14 protein-coding genes and 1 riboswitch are annotated in these 16,220 nt (G+C 54.0%); of the genes, 5 read left to right on the forward strand and 9 right to left on the reverse strand.

Annotated elements, in window-relative coordinates; all coding sequences use genetic code 11:
• The first annotated feature begins 551 nt into the window (after positions 1-551).
• The gene (gene metA / locus AU511_RS15285) at positions 552-1,481 is read left to right on the forward strand and encodes a homoserine O-acetyltransferase MetA (protein ID WP_094101666.1); all 930 of its coding nucleotides are present in this window, start codon (positions 552-554) and stop codon (positions 1,479-1,481) included.
• Positions 1,482-1,859: 378 nt separating this feature from the next.
• On the opposite strand, the gene AU511_RS15290 is transcribed toward metA, so the two are convergent.
• Both AU511_RS15290 and lysC read right to left on the reverse strand, forming a co-directional pair.
• Complete coding sequence (locus AU511_RS15290; protein ID WP_094101665.1) at positions 1,860-3,314, reverse strand: DASS family sodium-coupled anion symporter; 1,455 nt, start codon at positions 3,312-3,314, stop codon at positions 1,860-1,862.
• A 231-nt stretch (positions 3,315-3,545) separates the two neighbouring features.
• On the reverse strand, positions 3,546-4,910 hold the full coding sequence (lysC, locus tag AU511_RS15295) for a lysine-sensitive aspartokinase 3 (protein WP_094101664.1): 1,365 nt from the start codon (positions 4,908-4,910) through the stop codon (positions 3,546-3,548).
• A 115-nt stretch (positions 4,911-5,025) separates the two neighbouring features.
• A riboswitch (Lysine riboswitch) is annotated at positions 5,026-5,222 on the reverse strand.
• A gap of 174 nt (positions 5,223-5,396) precedes the next feature.
• On the opposite strand from lysC, the gene pgi reads away from it, so the two are divergent.
• Complete coding sequence (gene pgi, locus AU511_RS15300; protein ID WP_094101663.1) at positions 5,397-7,049, forward strand: glucose-6-phosphate isomerase; 1,653 nt, start codon at positions 5,397-5,399, stop codon at positions 7,047-7,049.
• Positions 7,050-7,250: 201 nt separating this feature from the next.
• Positions 7,251-7,595: a DUF4156 domain-containing protein gene (locus tag AU511_RS15305; RefSeq protein ID WP_094110202.1), complete on the forward strand. Its 345-nt coding sequence runs from the start codon at positions 7,251-7,253 to the stop codon at positions 7,593-7,595.
• A gap of 50 nt (positions 7,596-7,645) precedes the next feature.
• On the opposite strand, the gene epmB is transcribed toward AU511_RS15305, so the two are convergent.
• Positions 7,646-8,692, reverse strand: coding sequence for an EF-P beta-lysylation protein EpmB (gene epmB / locus AU511_RS15310; RefSeq protein WP_094110203.1), 1,047 nt, complete (start codon positions 8,690-8,692; stop codon positions 7,646-7,648).
• Between the two features lie 35 nt (positions 8,693-8,727).
• On the opposite strand from epmB, the gene efp reads away from it, so the two are divergent.
• The gene (gene efp / locus AU511_RS15315; RefSeq protein WP_074729401.1) at positions 8,728-9,294 is read left to right on the forward strand and encodes an elongation factor P; all 567 of its coding nucleotides are present in this window, start codon (positions 8,728-8,730) and stop codon (positions 9,292-9,294) included.
• Between the two features lie 72 nt (positions 9,295-9,366).
• Here the strand turns inward: efp and blc are convergent, their stop codons facing one another.
• The 5 genes from blc to frdA form a co-directional block, all read right to left on the reverse strand.
• Entirely contained in the window at positions 9,367-9,918 is a 552-nt protein-coding gene (gene blc / locus AU511_RS15320; protein WP_094101660.1) for an outer membrane lipoprotein Blc, read from the reverse strand.
• Between the two features lie 124 nt (positions 9,919-10,042).
• Positions 10,043-10,399 carry a fumarate reductase subunit FrdD gene (gene frdD, locus AU511_RS15325; RefSeq protein WP_026744321.1) on the reverse strand — a complete coding sequence of 119 codons (357 nt, stop codon included), beginning with the start codon at positions 10,397-10,399 and terminating at the stop codon, positions 10,043-10,045.
• 14 nt (positions 10,400-10,413) lie between these two features.
• Positions 10,414-10,809 carry a fumarate reductase subunit FrdC gene (gene frdC, locus AU511_RS15330; RefSeq protein WP_094110204.1) on the reverse strand — a complete coding sequence of 132 codons (396 nt, stop codon included), beginning with the start codon at positions 10,807-10,809 and terminating at the stop codon, positions 10,414-10,416.
• Between the two features lie 16 nt (positions 10,810-10,825).
• Positions 10,826-11,560 (reverse strand): succinate dehydrogenase/fumarate reductase iron-sulfur subunit, encoded by a 735-nt coding sequence (locus AU511_RS15335; RefSeq protein ID WP_094101658.1) that lies wholly within the window; start codon positions 11,558-11,560, stop codon positions 10,826-10,828.
• On the reverse strand, positions 11,553-13,349 hold the full coding sequence (frdA, locus tag AU511_RS15340; protein WP_094101657.1) for a fumarate reductase (quinol) flavoprotein subunit: 1,797 nt from the start codon (positions 13,347-13,349) through the stop codon (positions 11,553-11,555). Before frdA ends, AU511_RS15335 begins: the two co-directional genes overlap by 8 nt.
• A 406-nt stretch (positions 13,350-13,755) precedes the next feature.
• Between frdA and epmA the strand changes: the two genes are divergently transcribed.
• Positions 13,756-14,733, forward strand: coding sequence for an elongation factor P--(R)-beta-lysine ligase (gene epmA / locus AU511_RS15345; protein ID WP_094101667.1), 978 nt, complete (start codon positions 13,756-13,758; stop codon positions 14,731-14,733).
• A 102-nt stretch (positions 14,734-14,835) separates the two neighbouring features.
• Here the strand turns inward: epmA and mscM are convergent.
• Positions 14,836-16,220, reverse strand: a 1,385-nt coding sequence (gene mscM / locus AU511_RS15350; RefSeq protein ID WP_094110205.1) for a miniconductance mechanosensitive channel MscM, incomplete at its 5' end; no start/stop codon positions are given.

The following is a 16,220-nucleotide window of genomic DNA, read 5'->3' on the forward strand; positions in this document are numbered from 1 at the left end:
AATAGTCACACTCCCGCCTGCCGGGACTGGATTGAGGGCCATGAGTCGGTTATCGGTCACGGCCCTAGCTGCTTAAAATGCCTGCCATGATGAACCCTCCCTGTTCAACGGCTTGTTCCCCTGGAGCTGCTTCCTTTACTCATCCTGAGCAACCTAACCAAAACGCCCGTCGCCCCCCCCCCTGAGCTGGCATGTCCCGCGACCCCAATACGTGCCCCTACAAGACAATGTGGCTGAAGCTACTTGATAACCTATAGCAAAATATCAGTGACACTCTAACTTTCCCTAGCGAGATAACAGCCTCTACATCGTAGATTTTTAACAGGATTTTAGCTCTTGGTTTTGTTCTGAACCGTGTTTCAGCTCGCTACATTAGCTGCATAATGGCGTGATAGGCACCTACTTATTCGTAAAAAGCATAAGTTCATGCTGTTTTTGAATGAAAGATTTTCAACTGCACTTGTTCACTATCGACATCAACTTGAAAAATGGCTATCTTCGGCTATCTGGAAGTCTAAACGTATAAACGTATGCAGTGAGGTTATCAGGTTATGCCAATCCGAGTCCCCGATGAATTGCCCGCAGTGAACTTTTTGCGCAAAGAAAACGTGTTTGTGATGACGTCGTCTCGTGCGAAAACGCAGGAAATTCGTCCGCTTAAGGTATTGGTACTTAACCTGATGCCGAAAAAAATCGAGACTGAAAACCAGTTTCTGCGGTTGTTATCGAATTCTCCCTTGCAGATCGATATTCAACTGTTACGAATTGATAGTCGTGAGTCCAAAAACACGCCGACTGAGCATCTCAACAACTTCTACTGTAATTTCGAGGATATCAAAGATGAAAACTTTGATGGTCTGATTGTGACTGGAGCCCCATTGGGATTGGTCGACTTTTGTGACGTGGTTTATTGGCCGCAAATTTCACAGGTTATCAGTTGGGCTAAGGAGCATGTGACTTCAACACTATTTGTGTGCTGGGCCGTGCAGGCCGCATTGAACGTCCTTTATGGCATTCCCAAACTGACGCGTGATGTGAAGCTGTCCGGTGTTTATGAGCACCATACCTTTCAGCCGCACGCGCTGATGACGCGCGGTTTCGATGAAACGTTCCTGGCACCTCACTCACGGTATGCAGATTTTCCCATTGAGGTCATACGCGAACACACCGACCTCGATATTCTGGCGGGTTCAGACGAAGTGGGCGCTTATCTGTTTGCGAGCAAAGATAAGCGTCTGGCGTTCGTGACTGGTCATCCAGAATATGATGCGCTGACGCTGGGGAGTGAATATTTCCGCGATATTGAAGCAGGGTTAGACACGGTTGTCCCTGTGAACTACTTCCCGGATAACAACCCCGAAAAAGCGCCTAAAGCAAGCTGGCGCAGTCACGGGCATCTCTTGTTTTCAAACTGGCTGAACTATTACGTCTATCAGATCACGCCGTTCGATTTGCGTAGTATGAACCCTACGTTGGATTGATATTCTTTATTCAGGCACCGGCGGGTGCCTTTATCTCTGATTATTTTCCTCACGTTATCCCCCTAGTTTTTATCATGTTTTATCGCAGTATTTATTCCTCAACGTGTTGCACGTGAAGTTTGCCAGCTCGCATAAATATTACGCTTGGCTGGTTTCAATGAATAAGAGTGACACGGCCTTATGCCTGTGGGTTTAACCGGAGAAAGGGGGCGCTCTACTGTAGAGCCGCTGGATAAAACGGTTTTGGACTTATGATGAGTTGCTAAGTCTTGCTTAAAAAGATTTTGAGTTTTTCGGGGAGCAATAAGGTCAATACAAGGTGTTCTGCAATAAAAAAGGGGGCGCGAGGCCCCCATCGGAATCAAACGTTGTTCGTCATTAATACAGTCCTATCACCTTCCACCATAACAAGCCGGCAGACATGAAAATGGCCTGGTTGATTAGACTGATAATGAACCCTGTTCGCCACCAGACACCGGTAGGCACATAGCCGGCGCCGAACAAGATAGGACCACGGGCATGCGTATATTGGGTGAGAGAACAGTACAGGCTGCTGGTAAACGCCAGCATCAATGCCATCGGTACCGCAGGAATATTGAGGTTAATCCCTACGCCCAGGAATACAGCATAAAGGGCGGCAATTTGTGCATTTCCGCTGGCGAAGAAGTAATGAGTATAGAAGTAGGCGGCATTGAGTAGCAGCAGCACCAATACCCAGCTGGTTCCTTGCATCATATGGCCAATACTGTTACCGATGAGATCGCCAAACCAGGTTGTGAAGCCCAGATTCTTGAGCTGGTTCGCCATCATTAATAGCGCCGCGAACCAGATCAATGTATCCCAAGCGCCTTTCTCGCTTTTAATATCATCCCAACTTAAAACGCCGGTCAGCAGTAAGAAAGAAAGACCGACGAAGGAGGCGGTTGTTGCGTCAACGCCCAGTTTGTCGCCGAAAATCCACAGTACCAACAGTATCAGCACGGTGGCAGCCATCAGCCACTCCCCGCGGCCCATGTTACCCATCTTTTTCAGTTCGGCTACGGCGAGTTTAGGCGCGTCAGGCGTATGACGAATTTCAGGTTTCACCAGCCAGTATACGCACAGTGGAATAATCAGCAGGGAGATCAGGCATGGAACCACCGCTGCAACAAACCAACTGCCCCACGTGATCGTGACGCCAGCGTTGGCCGCCAGTTTTATCGCTAACAGGTTTCCAGTGTAAGCCGTCATAAACATCGCTGCGGTGATGTCGTTGACGTTACCGATACAGGTGACCAGGAACGTACCGATTTTACTACGAGAAGCGTCATCCGGTTTGGAGTCGAAGCTGCGCGCCAGTGAGTCCGCAATAGGATAGATAACGCCGCCGCAACGGGCCGTGTTGCTCGGCATCGCCGGGGACAGAACCAGATCGGCGAAAGCCAGCCCGTAAGCCAGGCCCAATGTGCGTTTGCCAAGAAGACGGATCATCTGGAGTGCAATACGCCGCCCCAGACCGGTTTTGATGAATCCTCTGGCAATCATGAAAGCAACGACGATCAGCCAAATCAACGAACTGTTGAGATCGCTCAGCGCCGTCTGGATGGAGGCGCTAGGCGTTTTGTCGCCCGCCGCATAGGTCAAGGCAAACAGCGTGATGCTGATGATACCGATAGCCCCGATCGGCAATACGTTTGCCACGATACAGACAATGGTTGCGACGAAAATCACGGCAGAATGCCAGGCTGCGGGATTCAGGCCGGTGGGCGGAGTAAGTTGCCAGAAGAAAGTTGCAATAATGACAATGACTACTAAGGGGAGCCAATTCAGGCCATAAGACGTTTTGGTCTTCATCCGTTTTCCTTACAAAGGTCTGAAGATATTGCGCGTGTGTCGCCCTAATATCGGTTAGGGAGTGAACTAAGAATAACGCTAATGAATTACTGGAAAAGTAAAAATATGCGTCTTATTGACGTAAGGAGTTTTTAAAGTATTTATTTTAGAGCCTTCATTGACGAAACGGCAATGGAAGGAAATAGACGATGGCCGGTATTAAGCGGCCGGCCATCAGGAGAGAGGACAGTGTTATTCGAACAGATTGTGGTGCAGCGTTTGAACGACCTGTTCGGCTGCGCTGGACGGCACCAGGAAACACAGATTGTGGCTACTGGCGCCATAACAGATCAGACGAATATTGAAGGGTTCCAGTACGCCGAATACCTCTTTACCCACACCGCAAGCCTGAGACAGTTTATTGCCGATCAGGGCGACCAGCGACATGTTCTCTTCCACTTCAACGCGACACAGCGAAGACAGCTCCGTCAGCATCGCGCTGGATAGCAAGCCGTCGCCGGTAGACGTCGACCCTGTCGTATCGAGCGTAAGCGCTACGTTCACTTCGGACGTGGTAATCAAGTCGACGGAAATATTATGACGCGCCAAAATGCTGAATACTTCCGCCAAAAAGCCCCGTGCATGCAGCATGTTCAGGCTGTGCAGCGTCAGCAGGGTTTGCTTGCGACGCAGGGCGAGTGCGCGAAACAGTGGGGGATGCTCCGTTTTGTTGCAGACCAGCGTTCCCCCTGCCGCGGGATCCTTGCTGGAACCAACGAAGACCGGGATATCACTGCGTACGGCCGGTAACAGCGTGGCGGGATGCAGCACCTTGGCGCCGAAGGTCGCCATTTCCGCGGCTTCCTCAAACGTAATTTGATCGATGCGTTTGGCTGAGGGCACCACGCGTGGGTCGGTGGTGTAAATACCGGGAACGTCCGTCCAAATATCAATCCGGCTGACGTTGAGAGCTTCGCCCAGCAGCGCGGCCGTATAGTCGCTGCCGCCGCGCCCCAATGTAGTCGTACGCCCTTTGGACTCGCTGCCAATAAAGCCTTGTGTAATGACGAGTCTATCGTCAATACGAGGCAACAGCTGCTCACGGGTCAATGCTCCCAGCGCTTCGCAGTCAGGTTCGGCGCGGCCAAAGCGGTCGTTGGTTCGCATGATTTTACGTACGTCGAACCACTCCGCCTCGACGCTGCGATCCCGCAGGATCTCGACGAACAGCAACGTGGACATCAGTTCGCCGTGGCTGACCAGTTCATCGGTCAGTGCGGTAGAAGTGGCTAACGCCGCCGCTTCCGATAGCCGGGCGATGTTATCCAGCATCCGGTCGATCTCTTCACGGATGACTTCCGGCTGAGTCAATTGGTCGACGATGGCATATTGGATCTGGCGGATTTTATTCAGGTGCAGGTCGCGTTCTTCTAACGGTACGCCTTCCGCCAGCGCGACGAGTAGATTGGTGACGCCGGCAGAAGCCGACAGCACTACGACGCGTACCTGCGGATTGGAAAGCACCACGTCGGCGCTATGGTTCATCGCGTCGAAATTGGCGACGCTGGTGCCGCCGAATTTGGCGATAATCAACGCGTTTTGTTGTTGAGCAGACATTTATGAAACCTCGTGTCAGGAGACGGCATCGCTAAGGTGTGGAGCCGTCCATCGTTAAGCCTGTGCACAAGGGAAGAGCGATAAGCAGGGAGCAGACGTAGGAAAAAGCTACGATACACCCAGAAGCGCTCCACCTTGCTGAACATCCTGCCGTGCAGGATGAGCCGGTGACAACCCAGGGGATTCAGCCCCTGTGGTCGATGAAATCAATGCCGGCGTTGATCTCACCTCGGCGACGCTCCCCCTCGGGTATCTTCTTCGGAAAACGGCTCCTCCGACACCTTACCTGGGCGACGCACCTCTTCTGGCTTGCGAACCAAACGGGCTCGTAAGTAGGCCATTACAAATAACGGGTTACGCGGCGGCTGTCAATGACTCGCCGGGTTCCCTGCCGGGCATTTCGCAAGAAAAGGGATCTCAAGCGGGGCGTTAAGGGATACAATCCCTTGATTACTGACCATTCATTCTTAGACAAAGAGTACCGTTATGAAAAATATCAATCCAACGCAGACGGCCGCCTGGCAAGCTCTGCAGCAGCATTTTGCCGTGATGAAGGACGTTCAAATCAGCGATCTGTTTGCCCAGGATGATGCCCGCTTCAAGCGGTTTTCCGCGACCTTTGACGACCTGATGCTGGTGGACTACTCAAAAAACCGTATCACGGATGAGACGCTGGAAAAATTGCAGGCACTGGCGCGCGAGACTGATTTGGCTGGCGCAATTTCGTCCATGTTCTCCGGTGAAAAGATTAACCGGACTGAAGACCGTGCTGTCCTGCATGTTGCCTTGCGTAACCGCAGCAATACCCCGATTGTGGTCGACGGCAAAGATGTGATGCCGGAAGTGAATGCCGTCCTGCAGAAAATGAAGCAATTCAGCGAACGCGTTATCGGCGGCGACTGGAAAGGGTATACAGGTAAAACCATTACCGATGTGGTGAACATCGGCATCGGCGGTTCTGACCTGGGCCCGTTCATGGTGACGGAAGCGCTCAAGCCTTACAAAAATCACCTCAACATGCACTTCGTCTCCAACGTTGACGGCACGCATATTGCTGAAACGCTGAAAACGCTAAACCCGGAAACCACCCTGTTCCTCGTCGCGTCTAAAACGTTTACCACTCAGGAAACGATGACCAACGCCCACAGCGCGCGTGACTGGTTCCTGAAAGCAGCGGGTGACGAAAAATTTGTCGCTAAGCACTTTGCCGCGCTATCCACCAACGGGAAGGCCGTGGGTGAGTTCGGGATTGATACCGATAACATGTTCGAATTTTGGGACTGGGTTGGCGGTCGTTACTCTCTGTGGTCCGCAATCGGTATGTCTATCGTACTGTCCATCGGCTACGACAACTTCGAACAGCTGTTGAGCGGCGCTCACGCGATGGACAAGCATTTCGCGTCCACGCCTGTCGAGCAGAACTTGCCGGTGTTGCTGGCGCTGATCGGGATTTGGTACAACAATTTCTTCGGTGCGGAAACCGAAGCGATTCTGCCGTACGACCAGTATATGCACCGTTTTGCCGCCTACTTCCAGCAGGGCAACATGGAGTCTAACGGCAAGTACGTTGATCGCAACGGCACGCCGGTCGAGTACCAGACGGGTCCGATCATCTGGGGCGAACCCGGCACCAACGGCCAGCACGCGTTTTATCAGCTGATTCATCAGGGAACCAAGCTGGTTCCTTGTGATTTCATCGCGCCTGCCGTTAGTCACAACCCGCTGAGCGACCATCACAGCAAACTGCTGTCCAACTTCTTCGCGCAAACGGAAGCGCTGGCCTTCGGGAAATCGCGCGATACGGTTGACGCAGAGTTCGCCGCCGCCGGTAAAAAGCCGCAGGACGTGGAACACGTCGCACCGTTTAAAGTATTTGAAGGCAATCGCCCGACCAACTCCATCCTGCTGCGTGAAATTACGCCGTATAGCCTGGGCGCGCTGATTGCGCTGTACGAACACAAGATCTTTACGCAAGGCGCGATCCTGAATATCTTCACGTTCGATCAGTGGGGCGTTGAATTGGGTAAACAGTTGGCCAACCGCATCCTGCCGGAACTGCTGGATGATTCTGCGGTAAGCAGTCACGATAGCTCCACCAACGGCCTGATCAATAACTTCAAAAAATGGCGTCAGGCATAATTAGCCGGACGTGAGCCATGCTGCTCGCGCGGCCCGCAGCTTTGGCCGTGCGAGCAGAAAGCGACGATAGGCGGGGGGCAGTCTTTCTGGCTCACCCAGAGTGTGGGAAAGTAAGCCGATATGCCCGTTATCGTGACATCGTGGTACCTGCTAGCGAAACAATAATCGTCAGACCGCGATTTTTATCATCTCGGAGGGAACATGCGGATTCGTATTCTTATGGCGGCAGCCGGCGTTTTGCTGGCGGCTGGATGTAGCTCGACCCATTCGCTTAGCCCCGCAGGGCAGGCCGTGCGTTTTACGGATAGCAAACCAGGCGCGGAATGTCAGCGGCTCGGCGTTGTGACCGGCACTCAATCCAACTGGTTGTCGGGAACCGGCGATGAAGGCAGTTCGATGCGGGGCGCGGCTAACGACCTACGTAACCAGGCCGCAGAGATGGGAGGGAATGTTATTTTCGGTGCGACGTCGCCGAGTGAGACTTTCCTGTCTAGCTTTGCTCCGTTAGATAGCAAGATGCAGGGTGATGTGTATAAGTGTCGCTAACGACCACGATGTAAGGTAAAGGGCCGACGATCGTTTCGTTGGCCCTTGTTTTACCCGACGATGTCGTCCTGACTTTGCCGCATGCCAAGGTCCAGCGGCGTCTTGCTGGCTTCTCCGCCGATCTCCCGCGCCAAGCGGGGCACCAAATAACCTGACACCAGCGTCATCAGCGATTTGACGATGTCTCTCGCCTCATCATCCGGTACCAGAAAATGCGCAGCTCCCTGCACTTTATCCAGGACATGCAGGTAATAAGGTAAAATCCCCGCGTCAAACAGCGCGTTGCTGAGCGTAGCGAGCGTCGCCGCATTATCGTTTACACCGCGTAGCATGACGCTCTGATTCAGCAGCGTTACCCCCGCGAAGCGTAATCTCGCCATACTTTGTGCTACGTCAGTGTTGATTTCATTCGCGTGATTAATATGCGTAACGAGCACGACACGCAGTCTGGATTGCTGGAAGCGTTGGCATAGCGCGTCTGTGATCCGGGCGGGGATCACCACCGGCAGTCGGCTATGGATGCGCAGACGCTGAAGATGGGGAATGCTTTCCAATTCGGCGATCAGCCAGTCTAGTTCATGATCTTTCGCCATCAGAGGATCGCCGCCGGAAAAAATGATCTCATCCAGTTCAGGGTGCTGGCGGATGTAGTCCATTGCCTGCCGCCAGTTAGATTTATTACCCTGATTATCCTGGTAAGGGAAGTGGCGACGGAAGCAGTAGCGACAGTTAACGGCGCAGCCGCCTTTAACCAGCAGCAGCGCACGGTTACGGTATTTGTGCAGCAGGCCGGGAACGACGCTGTCCTGCTCTTCCAGCGGATCGCGGCTGAATCCAGGCGTCTCGATAAATTCCTGCGGCGCGGTGATCACCTGCAACAGCAGCGGATCGAGAGGATTGCCCGGCTGCATCCGCGCGGCGAATGCGCGGGGTACGCGCAAGGGGAAAAGTTTGCGCGCCTCACGGCCTTTTGTCAGCTGAGGGTGCTCTTTAAGTGCGAGAAATTGGAGTAATTCGTCCGGATCGGTAATAACGTCGGCGAGCTGCTGTAACCAATCTTCTCCAGACAGCGTATTTCGGGTTATAATGTGTGCCATTTTTTGGCTAAGTTACCAGTAATAAGAGGACCAACATGGCGTCTTATAGTACCAATGAATTCCGTTCCGGTCTTAAAATCATGCAGGACGGTGAGCCGTGTGCGATCGTTGAAAATGAATTTGTTAAGCCGGGCAAAGGCCAGGCGTTTAACCGTGTAAGAATCCGTAAGTTGATTTCCGGCAAAGTGCTGGAAAAAACCTTCAAATCCGGTGATTCCGTTGAAGCGGCAGACGTCATGGATATGAACCTGACTTACCTGTATAACGACGGCGAGTTCTGGCACTTCATGAACAATGAAACGTTTGAACAGCTGGCCGCCGATGCAAAAGCGGTGGGCGACAACGCCAAATGGCTAGTTGAACAGGCAGAGTGCGTACTGACCTTATGGGATGGCGCTCCGATCGCCGTTACTCCGCCGAACTTTGTTGAGCTGGAAATCACCGATACCGATCCGGGCCTGAAAGGCGATACGGCGGGTACCGGCGGTAAACCAGCGACGCTGACGACGGGCGCCGTGGTCAAAGTTCCGCTGTTCGTCCAGATTGGCGAAGTGATTAAAGTTGATACTCGCTCCGGCGAATATGTGTCCCGTGTAAAATAATCTCTCCGCATCATACCGCTGCTTTCCTGCAGCGGTATGATTCATACCGCAGGGCGTTCGTCCTGAGTCCCGTCAATGCTTCGCCCCCGCAACATCCTCATCTGATTGATTAACCCAAATAAGTTGTTCCGTGTCAAAACCATAGCGTCTGGCGGTCGTCAGCAGCTCTTGTTTCACCGCGTCGTCCAGCGTGGGCGTGCGGGATAAGATCCACAGGTAGTTGCGGTTAGGCCCGCAAATCATGGCGTAGCGATAGGCCTTATCCAGCGCTATCACATTATAGCTACCGTAAAATGGCCCGAAAAAAGAGACCTTCAGCGATGCCGTCCCAGGGTCGCCCGTCAAATATCCTTTCCCCGTACTCTCTTTCCAACGCTGCTGCTGCGAATTAAAGCCGCGATTAGTCACGGCAATTCCGCCGTCCTCACGCGGGTGATACGTCGCCGTTACGCGATCCAACCCGCGTTCGAAGCGGTGGTCGAGACGGGCAATTTCGTACCAGGTGCCGAGATAGCGGTGAATATCGAAGTTTTTTACGACATCGACGTTCTCCGGCGGCGTTGTGCTGCAGGCGGAGGAGAGCAAGGAGGTGATTGCCGCCACCAGCGTTTTCCATCTTTTCATCGGTTTTTGTCCTCCATGGATAAACCATGGTTTGAGGGTGATGACGTTAAGGGTAGGAAGCGTTTGGCGGACTGGCAATGAAAAACGGCCTGCATAGGCAGGCCGTGGCTTTAGGTACGGTGTTTTAGAGCGTGACGAGCCCGATAACAGTGACCACCGTGAGAATGGCGGCAAGTCCGTAAAAGACCCATTTCCCAGCTGGTACGTGAATTTTGAGGTCGTGCATAGCGTGATGGATACGGTGCAAGCCGCACCAGAGCGGTAGCACGATCATCAGCAGCAGGAACACCCGGCCAATGAGGCTATGGCTAAATGCCGCAATGCGGTCGTAGGATAGCGCGTCCGGGAACAGCCCCATTGGCAGCAGAATACCGACCAGCAGGACGATGACCGGCCCGAAAATGGCGCTCCACATGCCACCGGCGCCGAACAGCCCCCAGAAAGGCGGTTCATCGGAACGTTTTGGCGTTTGATTAATCACGTTATTTCTCCTGATCAGTACAGCAAGACGATAGCCAGTATCGCCAGCGTGACTACCACAGTCACTATCCACAGCGCTTTAACGATCGGCTCCGGCCCCATCTTTTCATCTTTGATCACGATAATGGTGGCTTTTGGCGCCAGATCGAACCAGGTTTTGGTCTGGAGAGCCGCCGCCAGCAGCGCGATGATGTTGATGAACAGCACCACGGGGTTTTGTAGGAAGCTGACGAAGTCCGCCCAGCCTTCTACGCCGTGTTTCAGTGCGAAAACGCCGTACAGCAGCACGATACTGAACCACACTGCCGGAACCGCGGTTCCTTCGCGCAGCATATAGAAGCGGTAATATCCCAGCTTCTGCCACCAGGTCGGCGTCATGCCACGGACATACGCTTTACGTTTGGTTGTCATTGTTTGCCTCCCTCTCTTATTGTGGTTTCAGCATAGCGATCATGAAGTCTTTGGCGCTTTCGACCTTGCCTTGCTGGATGGCAGCGGCGGGATCGACGTGCTTCGGACACACCTCGGAGCAGTAACCGACAAAAGTACAGGACCATACGCCGTTATCGCTGTTCAACTGCGGCATACGTGCTTTCTTACCGTGATCGCGGTTGTCCAGATTGTAGCGGTGCGCCAGCGTAATGGCGGCGGGGCCGATGAACTCTGGGTTCAGACCAAACTGAGGGCAGGCGGCGTAGCATAACCCGCAGTTGATGCAGCCGGAGAACTGATGGTATTTCGCCATCTGCGCCGGCGTCTGTTTGTTGGCGCCGTCTTCCGGTTTGCGGTCATTGCCGAGAATATACGGCTTGATGGCTTCCAGACTCTCAATGAAGTGAGTCATATCCACCACCAAATCGCGCTCAATGGGGAAATTACCAAGCGCTTCCACCTTTAGGCCGTTGGTATAGTCGCGCAGGAAGATCTTACAGGCCAGTTTCGGCACGTTGTTGACCATCATGCCGCAGGAGCCGCAGATCGCCATACGACAAGACCAGCGGTAAGACAGATCCGGCGCCAGGTTGTCTTTGATATAACCCAGCGCATCTAGCAAGGAGGTCTGCTTGTTGTACGGCACTTCATAGGTTTCGAAGTGCGGCGCACTATCCTGCTCGGGGTTGTAGCGCATGACTTCCATTTTAAGGGTTTGCATCTCAGCCATTCGCTTGCTCCTTCTTACTTTTCTCCTGAGCATCGGCTTCACCGCCGTAAACACGTTTCGCTGGCGGCAGTTTGGTGATCTTCACATCGCTATATTCGAGACGCGGAGCACCGTCCTGGCTATGGAACGCCAGCGTATGCTTCAGGTAATTGACGTCATCGCGTTCGGTGCAGCCTTCGTCAAGACGCTGGTGGGCCCCGCGGGACTCTTTACGATTGATCGCGGAGTGCGCCATACATTCCGCCACATCTAGCCCATGGCCGAGTTCGATGGTGTAGAGCAGGTCGGTGTTAAATACGCTGGAGTGGTCGCTAATTTTGACGCGTTTGAAACGGTCTTTCAGTTCGGCCAGCTTATCGACGGTTTTTTGCATCAGGTCGGTGGTGCGATAGATACCGCAGCCTTCTTCCATCGTCATTCCCATCTCATCACGAATTTTCGACCAGCTTTCCGTGCCTTCCTGATTCATCAGGTCATGCAGCTTCTTCTCCACGTCGCGTGCCTGCGCATCCAGCGCGGTGGTATTGGCGGGCGTTGCTTCCTGAGAGCGTCGTACCGCGTGTTCACCCGCCAAACGGCCGAAGACCACCAGTTCTGCGAGGGAGTTGGAGCCCAGACGGTTGGCGCCGTGGAGGCCGACGGAGGAACATTCACCGGCGGCAAACAGGCCTTTGATGCGCGTTTCACATTGCTGATCGGTTTCGATGCCGCCCATGGTGTAATGCGCGGTAGGGCGAATCGGGATAGGTTCTTTGACGGGATCGACGCCGACGTAGGCTTTAGCGAGTTCGCAGATGAACGGCAGGCGCTCTTTCAGCTTCTTCTCGCCCAGGTGACGCAGATCGAGATAGACCACGTCGCCCAGCGGGGTCGAGATGGTACGGCCAGCGCGCCACTCGTGCCAGAAAGCCTGGGATACCTTATCGCGCGGCCCCAGCTCCATATATTTGTTTTTCGGCTCGCCCAGCGGGGTTTCTGGTCCCATGCCGTAATCCTGCAGATAGCGGTAGCCGTCTTTGTTGACCATGATGCCGCCTTCGCCGCGGCAGCCTTCGGTCATCAGGATGCCGGATCCGGGCAGGCCGGTTGGGTGATACTGCACGAACTCCATATCCCGCAGCGGCACGCCGTGGCGGAACGCCATGCCCATGCCGTCGCCGGTGACGATGCCGCCGTTGGTGTTATAACGGTATACACGTCCGGCGCCGCCAGTCGCCATAATGACGGCGTTGGCGCGGATCTGCACCAGCTCGCCTTCCATCATGTTGATGGCGATGACGCCGCGGGCGTGGCCTTCATCGACCAGAATATCCAGCACGAAGTGTTCGTCGAAACGCTGAATTTGCGGGTATTTCAGCGAAGTCTGGAACAAAGTGTGCAGCATATGAAAACCGGTTTTGTCCGCCGCGAACCAGGTTCGTTCAATCTTCATACCGCCAAAACGGCGTACGTTGATCGAACCATCGGGTTTACGACTCCACGGGCAGCCCCACTGTTCCATCTGGATCATTTCACGTGGGCACTCGTGAACAAACTGGTCGACGACGTCCTGTTCGCAGAGCCAGTCGCCGCCGGCGACAGTATCCTGGAAATGGAAGTCAAAGCTATCGTGATCCTGAGTGACCGCAGCCGATCCTCCTTCTGCGGCCACGGTGTGGCTTCGCATTGGGTAGACTTTTGAGATCAGCGCAATCTTCAGTTGGGGATTAGCTTCAGCTGCAGCAATTGCTGCGCGTAAGCCAGCGCCCCCGGCCCCGATAATGGCCAAGTCGGCATTAAAGGTCTGCACTGCATTCCTCCAGTTACATAAGTTAAATAAGATAAAATAAGAAATTAATGCGTAAAGCGAATATTGGATTAATTTCTGCCCAGTTTTTAGTGAGTTGGGAGGGGCAGGAAAAAAGTCTGACGGCCGTAGATAACCGTTAAATCACTCTTTTTTGTGTGGAAATGATTATAGCGATTTAAAGGTAGCTGAAATTTGATGTGATCCAGCATTTTGCTGTTTTTTAACCAGCGGACAGGAATAGTTCGTAAAACGTGATCGAAAATGCAATTAAAGTAAAAACAGCACTTTTATTGCTTTAATAAATACACATCACAGCCGATTGAAACATCTTCAACTGGATATGATTTGTTTGGTCGGACTGATGCGGGTAGACTTCACCCCCTCTTTGACTTTGGAGCAGACCATCATGAGCGAAACGGCAAGTTGGCAACCCAGCGCCCCAATTGCCAATCTGTTGAAGCGGGCAGAGATCATGAACGAAATTCGGCGCTTCTTCTCCGATCGCGGCGTGCTCGAGGTGGAAACCCCCGCCATGAGTCAGGCAACGGTCACAGACGTTCATCTGGTTCCTTTCGATACCCAATATGTAGGGCCCGGCGCGGCAGACGGTCTGAAACTTTATCTGATGACCAGCCCGGAATATCACATGAAACGCCTGCTGGCGGCGGGCAGCGGTCCTATCTATCAATTGGGTCGCAGCTTCCGTAATGAAGAGTCCGGCCGTTATCATAATCCTGAATTCACGATGCTGGAGTGGTACCGCCCTCATTACGATATGTACCGACTGATGAATGAGGTGGACGATCTGCTGCAACAGGTGCTGGAGTGCGAAAGCGCTGAGATGCTCACCTATCAGCAGGCTTTCCAGCGCCATTTGGACGTCGATCCGCTCTCCGCCGACAAGGCTCAACTACGTGAAGTCGCTGAGACGCTGGGCGTGGGTGATGTCGCTCATCAGGAAGAGGATCGCGATACGCTGCTGCAACTGCTGTTCGCGGTGGGTGTTGAGGTTAATATCGGACGCGACAAACCGGCCTTCGTCTACCATTTCCCGGCCACACAGGCATCGTTGGCTGAAATTAGCACGGAAGATCACCGGGTCGCAGAGCGATTTGAGGTCTACTTCAAAGGCATTGAACTGGCGAACGGCTTCCGCGAGCTGACCGACAGCGCCGAGCAGCGTCAGCGTTTTGAACAGGATAATCGCAAACGCGCCGCGCGCGGCCTGCCGGTTCAACCCATCGATGAAAATCTGTTGGATGCGTTGACCGCGGGTATCCCGGATTGCGCGGGCGTCGCGCTTGGCGTCGACCGCCTGATCATGCTGGCGCTGAAAGCCGAGTCTATCAACGAGGTAATGGCTTTTACCGTGGACCGCTCCTGACGAACGGCCCGCTGCATGGGCAAAAAAATCCGGTGTGGGCATCGCCTCACCGGATTTTTTATGGGCGTCGTTCAGCGCCGGGCACCAGCAGCGGTCAGACGATTAGAGACCGCCCGGCGAGCGCGTGGCGGACCCGGCGTTGCGGCCGTCGATCTGTACGGAGTTCATCTGGACCTGGAACGGCGGGAACGGCATCACCAGATTGTGCTTACGGTAGCCGTCCAGAATCAGCTGATGAATTTCATGGCGCAGCGGCATCCGGTGCCCCATCTCGGCGGCGTAGATACGCAGTTCAAACAGCTGAATCCCTTGACGTAAATCAACGAGGAAAACCTCCGGCGGCGGGTTATCCAACACCAGCGAGCAGCGTTTCACTGCATCCAGCAGCATCTCTGTGACCTCTTCCGTATTGGCGTCTGCCGGGGCTGGAATCGTCAGCACAACGCGCGTCACCGCGTCGGACAGCGACCAGTTAATGAATTGCTCGGTGATAAAGGCCTTATTGGGGACGATGATCTCTTTGCGGTCCCAGTCCGAGATAGTGGTGGCGCGGGTGTTGATGCGCATAATGCTCCCGGTCAGATCGCGGATTGTCACCGTATCGCCAATCCGTATCGGTTTCTCAAACAGGATAATCAGACCGGAAATAAAGTTGGCGAAAATTTCCTGCAACCCGAAACCAAGCCCGACCCCCAGCGCGGCGACCAGCCACTGAAACTTGGACCACTCGATGCCGAGCATGGAGAAGCCGAACATCCCGCCGATCAACAGCAACACATATTTGCTGACGGTGGTGATGGCGTAGCCGGAACCGGGAGACAACTCGACGTGCTGCAATAACACCAGCTCCAATAACGCGGGCAGGTTGCGCATCAACTGAGTCGTAATAAAGAAGATCAGTATGGCGATCAGCACGGCGCCCAGCGTAATCGGCTGGACTGTCTCCGTTCCGTTTATCGTGCTGGTGGCATCCCACAGGCTGATGTTCTCTAGGAAGGAGAATGCCGAGTGGATTTCCGACCACAGCGCCAGCACGGATACCAGCGCAATCAGCGTCAGCACTGAGCGCACCAGCTGTAGGGATTTCGCGCTGATAGCGTCCAGATCGACGACCGGCTCTTCAACCACTTCCCCCCCGGCTTCATGGCTCTGTGGCGTCGGCTCCTCTTCTCCACGCGCACGGACCGCCAGTATTTCGGCCCGGCGCTGCTTAGCTCGGTCAAATGCGATGCGTCGGCGTTGAATCAGCATCCAGCGGCGAATGATGTGATAAATCACCAACAGGAAGAACCAGATGGCCACCGACTTTTCCAATCGCGCCAGCAGCGCCTGCGATGTGGCCAGATAGCCGAAGCAGGAGGCCAGTACCGCGATCAGCGGCATGCAGATCAGCAGGTTCCACATGGCGCGGTTCACGGGGTTTTCTCCTGAACCTTCCTTATCCAGATACAGCGGTATGCCAGCGCGTTTCAGGCTGGTGGTGACCA

This window comes from Lonsdalea iberica (genome assembly GCF_002111585.1).
Taxonomy (GTDB): Bacteria; Pseudomonadota; Gammaproteobacteria; order Enterobacterales; family Enterobacteriaceae; genus Lonsdalea; species Lonsdalea iberica.